This is a genomic window from Pseudomonas sp. 21615526 (assembly GCF_013386245.1).
Classification (GTDB): Bacteria; Pseudomonadota; Gammaproteobacteria; order Pseudomonadales; family Pseudomonadaceae; genus Aquipseudomonas.
Window position 1 is genome coordinate 1 of sequence record NZ_JACAOM010000197.1, and the last position, 8,055, is coordinate 8,055.

Annotated in this window: 9 protein-coding genes and 1 pseudogene; 2 read left to right on the forward strand and 8 right to left on the reverse strand. The window is 61.8% G+C overall.

Annotated features, from left to right (window positions below):
• Positions 1–192 precede the first annotated feature (192 nt).
• The 8 genes and pseudogenes from HX786_RS30870 to HX786_RS30905 form a co-directional block, all read right to left on the reverse strand.
• Complete coding sequence (locus tag HX786_RS30870) at positions 193–1,272, reverse strand: sigma-54-dependent Fis family transcriptional regulator (protein WP_003212528.1); 1,080 nt, start codon at positions 1,270–1,272, stop codon at positions 193–195.
• A 99-nt stretch (positions 1,273–1,371) separates the two neighbouring features.
• Complete coding sequence (locus HX786_RS30875; protein ID WP_003212526.1) at positions 1,372–2,037, reverse strand: methionine ABC transporter permease; 666 nt, start codon at positions 2,035–2,037, stop codon at positions 1,372–1,374.
• Positions 2,034–2,780, reverse strand: coding sequence for a methionine ABC transporter ATP-binding protein (locus HX786_RS30880; RefSeq protein WP_003212524.1), 747 nt, complete (start codon positions 2,778–2,780; stop codon positions 2,034–2,036). The genes HX786_RS30875 and HX786_RS30880 overlap by 4 nt, the downstream gene beginning before the upstream one ends.
• On the reverse strand, positions 2,777–3,571 hold the full coding sequence (locus HX786_RS30885; protein WP_003212522.1) for a MetQ/NlpA family ABC transporter substrate-binding protein: 795 nt from the start codon (positions 3,569–3,571) through the stop codon (positions 2,777–2,779). The genes HX786_RS30880 and HX786_RS30885 overlap by 4 nt, the downstream gene beginning before the upstream one ends.
• Positions 3,572–3,585: 14 nt before the next feature.
• Positions 3,586–4,623 carry an isopenicillin N synthase family oxygenase gene (locus tag HX786_RS30890; protein WP_003212519.1) on the reverse strand — a complete coding sequence of 346 codons (1,038 nt, stop codon included), beginning with the start codon at positions 4,621–4,623 and terminating at the stop codon, positions 3,586–3,588.
• Positions 4,624–4,709: 86 nt separating this feature from the next.
• Positions 4,710–5,228: pseudogene (locus HX786_RS30895) on the reverse strand (thioredoxin family protein); the annotation flags it as partial.
• Positions 5,229–5,305: 77 nt separating this feature from the next.
• Positions 5,306–5,485 carry a hypothetical protein gene (locus tag HX786_RS30900; RefSeq protein WP_087695230.1) on the reverse strand — a complete coding sequence of 60 codons (180 nt, stop codon included), beginning with the start codon at positions 5,483–5,485 and terminating at the stop codon, positions 5,306–5,308.
• A gap of 11 nt (positions 5,486–5,496) precedes the next feature.
• A complete protein-coding gene (locus tag HX786_RS30905; RefSeq protein ID WP_003212513.1) occupies positions 5,497–5,739 on the reverse strand; it encodes a DUF2790 domain-containing protein in 243 nt (80 codons plus the stop codon).
• A gap of 216 nt (positions 5,740–5,955) precedes the next feature.
• Here HX786_RS30905 and HX786_RS30910 point away from each other — a divergent pair, with 216 nt between their 5' ends.
• Together HX786_RS30910 and HX786_RS30915 are read left to right on the forward strand one after the other, a co-directional pair.
• Complete coding sequence (locus tag HX786_RS30910) at positions 5,956–6,696, forward strand: response regulator (RefSeq protein WP_003212510.1); 741 nt, start codon at positions 5,956–5,958, stop codon at positions 6,694–6,696.
• Positions 6,693–7,997: an ATP-binding protein gene (locus HX786_RS30915; protein WP_003212508.1), complete on the forward strand. Its 1,305-nt coding sequence runs from the start codon at positions 6,693–6,695 to the stop codon at positions 7,995–7,997. The genes HX786_RS30910 and HX786_RS30915 overlap by 4 nt, the downstream gene beginning before the upstream one ends.
• Positions 7,998–8,055: the final 58 nt, after the last annotated feature.

Here is an 8,055-nt window from a genome sequence, read left to right on the forward strand (position 1 = left end):
TGGGCCAAGGATGGCCCGTCGCGGCGGCCCGCGGAGCAATGCCGGAGTGAGGGAACGCCGAGCCCTAGCGAGGCGCCGACAGGCGGGGCAGAGCGCTTTGGTTACTTTGCCGCTTTTGCAAAGTGACTCGCTGTAAGAGCGAAACCATAAGCAGCCGTTACCGAAGAAACGGATATGTACATCATCAAAAAATCAGGGTTTAACCCGCCCCTTGAGCATCCCATGATTCACCAAAAGCGTCCGCATGGCATTGCGCGTCACCCCCAACAACTCCGCCGTACGCAACTGATTAAACCCACAAAACGCAAACGCCTCCCGCACGATCAAATCCTCGATATCGTGCAACAACGAATCCCCGGGCACCTCGAACAACCGCAGCAACTGCTCCCGCACCACCTCCTGCGGAATCCTCGGCGCCCCGCTGTTAACGCTGGCATGCATCGCACTCAACCCCGCAGAAAACTTCAAGTGCGACGGCATGATCGGCCTGTCCCCAGCCACCAAAAGCGCCAGGTGCACCACATTCTCCAGCTCACGAATATTCCCCGGCCACGGATAATCCAGCAACGCCTGGGTCGCCGACTCCGACAACATCGGCTCGGCGATTTTCAGCCTGGCACTGTAGAGCCGCCGAAAATGCTCAACCAACGGCAGGATATCCAGCGGCCGCTCACGCAACGGCAACACCTGCACCTGCGCGACGTTGATGCGATAGAACAGGTCAAGGCGAAAGTTGCCCGCCTCCACCGCCTGCTCCAGGTCGATGTTGGTGGCCGTCACCAGCCGGATATTGATCTTGATCGGCTTGCGCGACCCCACTCGCACCACTTCCTGCTCCTGCAATACCCGCAGCAGCTTCACCTGCAACGGCAGCGGCAAGTCACCGATCTCATCGAGGAACAGGGTCCCGCCATCGGCTTCTTCAAACCAGCCGATCCGCCGCCCCGAGGCCCCGGAAAACGAGCCGGCCTCATGCCCAAAAAATTCGCTTTCCGCAAGGTTCTCGCTGATGGCCCCACAGTTCACCGGCACAAACGCACCGGTGCGGCCGCTGGCGCTGTGGATATAGCGCGCCACCAGCTCCTTGCCGGTGCCGGTCTCGCCATTGATCAACACCGGTGCTTCACTGGGGCCGACACGTTGCAAATATTCGAGCAGTTGCAGGGAACGCGGGTCGGCAAAAACCAGCGCCTTGGCGCGAATCGACAACGGGTCTTTTTCGCCCTGGGGCAAAGTCAGGATCGGCGTGGGATGCCCGTGGGGACGGTTCATGAAGAGTATTTCCCGGCGACGAGGTGAAGGTACGTAAGGGAACTTTACTCAGTCGCACATATAACTAGAAATATTAAAAATTCATTAGTACATAACCGTTTATCGACGATGCGCCAGCGACCTCACGCAACGATCCCCCAGGCTTTGCACGCCCTGGACCAGCACCACCAACACAATCACCGTCACCACCATGATCTGGTTATTGAAACGCTGGTACCCATAACGAATCGCCAGGTCCCCCAGGCCGCCACCGCCAATCACCCCGGCCATGGACGAAAAGCCGATCAGCATCACCAGGGTCAGGGTCAACCCCGCAAGCAACGCAGGCAGCGCCTCCGGCAGCAGCACCTTGAAGATCACATGCCGAATATCCCCGCCCATGGCGACAATGGCTTCGATGCGACCCTTGTCCACTTCGTCCAACGCGTTCTCGACAATCCGCGCAAAAAACGGAAAGGCACCAATGGTGATCGGCACCACGGCGGCAGTGCTGCCCAATGTGGTGCCGACGATCAGCCGGGTCAGTGGAATCAAGGCAATCAGCATCACCACAAAGGGCAATGAGCGGCCCAGGTTGATCACCGCACCCAGCACACGGTTCACCCGTGGCAAGGGGAACAGCCCGCCGCGGCGACTGACAAACAGCAGCACCCCCAGGGGCAGGCCGATCAGCAAGGTAAAGACCGCCGCCAGCAGCACCATGTACAGGGTTTCGCCAGTGGCCGTGAGCAGCAGTTGCAGGATGTCGTTCCAGTCCGTTTTCATACTGCCCTCACCGCTGGCAGGCTGGGGGCCAGTGAACGGCCCAGGCTTGAGGCGGGGTCGGCCTGCAATTGAATCAGGCTGCCGCTTTCCACCACACGCCCATTGGCCAGGGATACCGCGCTGTCGCAGATAGCCTTGACCACATCCAGCTCGTGGGTGATCAACACGATGGTCACCCCCAGTTGCCGATTGATACTGCGCAGCAGTTCCAGGATCGACGCGGTGGTTTCCGGGTCGAGGGCGCTGGTGGCTTCGTCCGACAGCAAATAATCCGGGCGCGCCGCCAGCGCCCGGGCGATGCCGACGCGCTGCTTCTGGCCGCCGGACAGTTGCGACGGAAACGCCAGCGCCTTGTCACTCAGGCCGACCAGTTCCAGCAATTCCTTGACCCGGGCAACGCGCTCGGCCTTGGGCTGGCCGGCGATTTCCAGGGGCACCGCCACATTGTCGGCGACGTTGCGTGAATGCAGCAGGTTGAAACCCTGGAAGATCATGCCGATGCGCTGGCGTTGCTGGCGCAGTTGCTTGTCACTGAGCAGCGTCAGGTCCTGGCCGTCCATGAGGATGCGCCCGGAAGTCGGGCGCTCCAGCAGGTTCAGGCAGCGCAGCAAAGTACTCTTGCCCGCCCCGCTCCGCCCCACGATCCCGAAGATCGAACCATCGGCAATCTGCAACGACACGTTATCCAGCGCCGGCGGCTGGCCATCGGCGTAGGTTTTGCTGACCTGCTCGACGACGATCATTCGACAGCTACCGGAATCACCGAGCCTGCATATTTCTCGGTGATGAACTTGGCCACCTCCGGCGAATTCAGATCCTTGGCCAGCTGTTTGATCCGTGGGTCGTCCTGCAATTTCGGGGTGGTCACGAGGATATTCGCGTAGGGATTGCCCTGGGCTTTTTCCAGCCCAAGGGCATCCTTGGCCGGTGACAGGCCGGCCTCGAGGGCGTAGTTGCCATTGATCACGGCGAGGTCGACATCATCCAGGGCACGAGGAATCTGTGGTGATTCGATCTCGAGGATCTTCAGGTGCCTGGGGTTCTCGGCAATGTCCTTGGGCGTTGCCTGGTCCTTGGCCGGGTCGTTGAAACCGGGCTTGAGCGTGATCAGGCCGTTGGCTTGCAGCAGGTACAGCGCACGGCTCAGGTTGGTGACGTTGTTGGGCACGGCCACGGTGCCTTTATCCGGCACCTGGGCAAAGCTGGTGTGGCGATGGGAATAGATACCCAGTGGCTCGATATGCACGGTGGCCGCCACTGTGAATTTCTGGCCGAGAGCCTGTTCCTGGGAGTGCAGGTACGGCAAGTGCTGGAAGTAGTTGGCGTCCACATCACCGTGAGCCAGCAGTTCATTGGAGTTCACGCCGTTGGGGATTTCGATGATTTTCAGCTGCAGCTGCGGGTCGAGCTTCTGCACGTATTCGAGGATTTGCGCGTGGGGAATCGGGTCCGCCGCCACACGCAGGGCCTCGGCGGCCTGGGCGTCGAAGGAGGCAATCAGGACGGCCAGGGCCAGGGCTGTTTTCTTGAGCATGGTGATGTTCCTTATCAGGCGGAGAGGGCTTGGGGAATCGTGGCATCGGCGTAAAACCGTTGGGCGACATCCGGATGGGAACGCAGGCGGCCCTTGAGGTAGTTCCAGCCGACGTCCCGCAGCAGCGGGTTACGCGGGTCACTGGTGGGGCCGTGGGCATCGCGCAGCAACTCGGGCGGCAACTGATACACCGGCACCACCGCGTCCAGTTGCGCACCGAGGAAAAACGCCAGGGACAAACGCTCGCTGCCCAGGGGCGGCGATTCGACCCGGTGCACCGTGGCACGCAGGTAGCCGTTGGTGGCCAGTTCCAGCAACTCGCCGATGTTCACCACCAGGGTGTCGGGGCGCGGCGAGGCGTCGATCCAGCGGCCCTCCTCCACTTCCACTTGCAGGCCGGCCTGCTGGTCTTGCAGGAGGAAGCTGAGAAAGCCGGAATCCTTGTGGGCACCGACACCCTGGCGACTCTGCTGGGCGTGGCGGCCGGGGTAGCGGATCAGCTTGATGTGTTCGTTGGGCTTGGCGCCATACAGCGGGTCGAAAGCATTTTCCGGCAGCGACAAGGCCTGGGCAAAGGCGCGCAACAAGCGCAGGGACATCTGCGTCATCGCCTGCTGCCAGGCCAGTAACAAGGGCTTGAGTTCAGGCAACGCGGCAGGCCACTGGTTGGGGCCTTGCAGGCGCGACCAGGCCGGTGAATCCGGGCCTTGCTGCAGCGGCTCGCGCTCGGCGCCGAGGTCGAACTGTTCACGCAGGTCCGGCTGCCCCCGGGTGATCTCCGACGCGGCGCGGTTGTAGCCGCGAAAGTGTGGGGAGTTGATCATGCCGACAGCAAGCTTGTCGGCCTCCGGCAAGGCGAAAAACCGGCGCGCCTGCTGCTGCACCTGGGTGAGCAACCCGGCGTCGATGCCGTGGCCGGTGAGGTAGAAAAAACCGATATGCCGCGCAGCGTGGCGCAGGTCATCGAGAAACTGCCCACGCTGGGCCGGGCTGCCGTCGAGCAGCGCCAGGTCCAGCAGGGGCAAGGTGTTGATTGCCAGCGGGTGCGACATTGGGTGCTCACTCCATGAACAGGTACGTGGAGTGGTGAAGCTAAACGATCTAAAAACCCCGCAATAAATACCTTTTTGGCATTAGCTTAGGTTGGCGCGTTCGCTGCCCTTGCTTCTTCCAGCAGGGCCTGGATGACTTTCTCCTGATTGTCGTAGCGGCCCTCGCCGAAATGGCTGTAGCGCACTTTGCCGGTGGCATCGAAGAAGTAATGGGCCGGCCAGTACTGGTTATCGAAGGCGCGCCAGATGCGGTAGTCGTTGTCGATGGCCACCGGGTAATGGATGTCCAGCTTCTTGACCTGGCTGCGTACGTTATCCAGGACTTTCTCATAGGCGTTTTCCGGCGTGTGCACACCGATCACCACCAACCCGTCCCTGGCGTACTTCTTCGCCCACTGATTGACGTACGGCAGGCTGCGCTGGCAGTTGACGCAGTCGTAGGTCCAGAAATCCACCAGCACCACCTTGCCCTTCAGGCCCTCGGCCGTCAGCGGCGGCGAGTTGAGCCAGGCCACCGCGCCGTCGAGGGACGGCATGCGCTCATCGGACTGGCTGAAACTTTCGGCATCGACGTTGTTGATCAGGTAGTTCACCGCCTTGGGCACGCCGACCAAGGCAACCACCAGTGCCAACAGCAGCAGGCCTTTTGAGCGGCGCAGGTATCGGATGAAGTTCATGGGTGTCACCTCGTGGCCGGGGGTGTTTCAGCGCGTTTGCGAGCCGCGCCGTTTTGCGCCAGCGGCGTGTTCTGGAAGCAGGTTTCACTGCCGGTGAGTTTTTTCGCGGTGGCGGCATTCACATCCGCCGCCACACCCGCCAGGGAAAACGCCAGGGCGCTGAGAAAGCTGTTGAGTGGGGTCATGGCCGGTCTCCTCAGCTGCCTTCAAGGCAATTGCTGGAAAATTTGCGGTAGTCGAGGACGTGGCGCTGGCCCTCGGAATCGAGGTAGGTCAGTTTCGAGTTGACGATGCCGCACAGCGCGCCACCGGACTCTTCGGAGATCGACAGCACCTGGTGGATATCCGGCTGGCTGGCGGTGGTTTCGGCATGGGCGGCAACACTCAGGCCAGTGAGTAAGGCAAACAGGCAACTGGCATAGGCAGCTTTGATAGTCATGGGTGGTTCCCCGGGGGTTCAAGTGGGCCGAGGCGGATTACCTCGATGGGCTCATTTGAACCTTGCGAGGTATCCGGATTGTGTCGGCCAGGCCCGGATTTTTGCGTCGATGTGTATCTCGTCACCGCCAGATACACTGCAATACAAAGGGCACAAGGCAAGCCCGCCGCCAGTGGCTAGACTGCGCATCAATGACTAATCAACGAGGAAGGCAGCATGGATCACGTCGATCACATTCTGATTGTCGATGACGATCGGGAGATCCGCGAACTGGTGGGCAACTACCTGAAAAAGAACGGCCTGCGCACCACCGTGGTGGCTGACGGCCGGCAGATGCGCAGCTTCCTCGACACCACGCCCGTGGACCTGATCGTGCTGGACATCATGATGCCCGGCGACGACGGCTTGCAGCTGTGCCGCGAACTGCGGGTGGGCAAGCACAAGGCCACGCCGATCCTGATGCTCACCGCGCGCAACGATGAAACCGACCGCATCATCGGCCTGGAAATGGGCGCCGACGATTACCTGGTCAAGCCCTTCGCCGCCCGTGAACTGCTGGCCCGCATCAACGCCGTGCTGCGGCGCACACGGATGCTGCCGCCAAACCTGGTGGTGACCGAAAGCGGCCGGCTGATCCGCTTTGGCCGCTGGCGCCTGGACACCACCGCCCGCCATCTGCTGGACGAAGACAACACCCTGGTGGCCTTGAGCGGTGCCGAATACCGTTTGCTGCGCGTCTTCCTCGACCATCCGCAACGAGTGCTCAACCGTGACCAGTTGCTGAACCTGACACAGGGCCGGGACGCGGACCTGTTCGACCGCTCCATCGACCTGCTGGTCAGCCGCCTGCGCCAGCGCCTTTTGGACGACGCCCGCGAACCGGCCTACATCAAGACCGTGCGCAGCGAAGGCTATGTGTTCTCCCTGGCCGTGGAAATCCTTGGGGACCCGGCATGACCCTCACGTTCCGCTGGCCGCGCACCCTCGCGGCGCAACTGACGGTAATTTTCATCGTCAGCCTGCTGTGCGCCAACGCCCTGTCGTTCAGTGCGCAGTTCTATGAACGCTACATGAGTGCCCGCAGCGTAATGCTGGGCAACCTGGAAAACGACGTATCGACGTCGATCGCGATCCTCGACCGCCTGCCCGCCGCCGAGCGTGCCAGCTGGCTGCCGCGCCTCGACCGCAACGCCTACCGCTACCTGCTGAATGCCGGCGAACCCGGCGAGCCGATGGCCAGCGACAACGTGCCCATGGCCGCGACGTCGATTTCCGATGCGTTGGGCGAGCACTACCCGCTGACGTTCCGCGACATCCCGGGCCTGCAAAAACACTTCCAGGCGCACCTGACCCTGGCCGATGGCAGCCCGGTCACGATTGATGTCTATCCCAAGCCGATCCCGTTTGCGTTCTGGCTGCCGGTGGTACTGGTGCTGCAACTGGTGGTGTTGCTGGTGTGCACCTGGATCGCCGTGCGCATCGCCATCCGCCCGCTGACACGCCTGGCACGGGCAGTGGAAACCCTCGACCCGAATGCCCGCCCGACGCCGCTGGACGAAACCGGCCCCACCGAGGTGGCGCATGCGGCGGCGGCGTTCAACGAAATGCAGAAGCGGATTGCCGAGTACCTCAAGGAGCGCATGCAGATTCTGGCGGCGATTTCCCATGACTTGCAGACGCCGATCACACGCATGAAATTGCGTGCCGAGTTCATGGAGGACTCGGTGGACCGGGAAAAGCTCTGGAGTGACCTGGGGGAAATGGAGCATCTGGTGCGCGAGGGTGTGGCTTACGCTCGCAGTGTGCATGGGTCCACCGAGGCCAGTTGCCGGATCGACCTGGATGCGTTTCTCGACAGCCTGGTGTTTGATTACCAGGATATGAACAAGCAAGTGAGTTTGACCGGTAAAAGCGCGGTGGTTTTGGATACGCGGCCCCATGCATTGCGCCGGGTGCTGGTGAACCTGGTGGACAACGCGCTGAAATTTGCCGGGGAGGCGCAGTTGGAGGTGGGGTCGACGGCGGCGGGTGAGCTTTCGATCAAGGTGCTGGACCGGGGGCCGGGGATTGCCGAGGATGAACTGGTGCAGGTGATGCAGCCGTTTTACCGGGTGGAGAGTTCGCGTAATCGTGGCACTGGTGGTACAGGGCTGGGGTTGGCGATTGCCCAGCAACTGGCGGTGGCGATTGGTGGGGAGTTGACCCTGAGCAACCGGGACGGCGGGGGGTTGTGTGCGCAGGTTCGGCTGGAGCTGTGACGGGCGGTGTGTATATCCATTATTTGGGTGATGGCTTGTATCGGTTCCGCTCTTACAG

Coding starts and splice junctions, on each gene's coding strand:
- HX786_RS30870 (WP_003212528.1), bottom strand. CDS start 1,272: ATGAACCGTCCCCACGGGCATCCCACGCCGATCCTGACTTTGCCCCAG.
- HX786_RS30875 (WP_003212526.1), bottom strand. CDS start 2,037: ATGAAAACGGACTGGAACGACATCCTGCAACTGCTGCTCACGGCCACT.
- HX786_RS30880 (WP_003212524.1), bottom strand. CDS start 2,780: ATGATCGTCGTCGAGCAGGTCAGCAAAACCTACGCCGATGGCCAGCCG.
- HX786_RS30885 (WP_003212522.1), bottom strand. CDS start 3,571: ATGCTCAAGAAAACAGCCCTGGCCCTGGCCGTCCTGATTGCCTCCTTC.
- HX786_RS30890 (WP_003212519.1), bottom strand. CDS start 4,623: ATGTCGCACCCGCTGGCAATCAACACCTTGCCCCTGCTGGACCTGGCG.
- HX786_RS30900 (WP_087695230.1), bottom strand. CDS start 5,485: ATGACCCCACTCAACAGCTTTCTCAGCGCCCTGGCGTTTTCCCTGGCG.
- HX786_RS30905 (WP_003212513.1), bottom strand. CDS start 5,739: ATGACTATCAAAGCTGCCTATGCCAGTTGCCTGTTTGCCTTACTCACT.
- HX786_RS30910 (WP_003212510.1), top strand. CDS start 5,956: ATGGATCACGTCGATCACATTCTGATTGTCGATGACGATCGGGAGATC.
- HX786_RS30915 (WP_003212508.1), top strand. CDS start 6,693: ATGACCCTCACGTTCCGCTGGCCGCGCACCCTCGCGGCGCAACTGACG.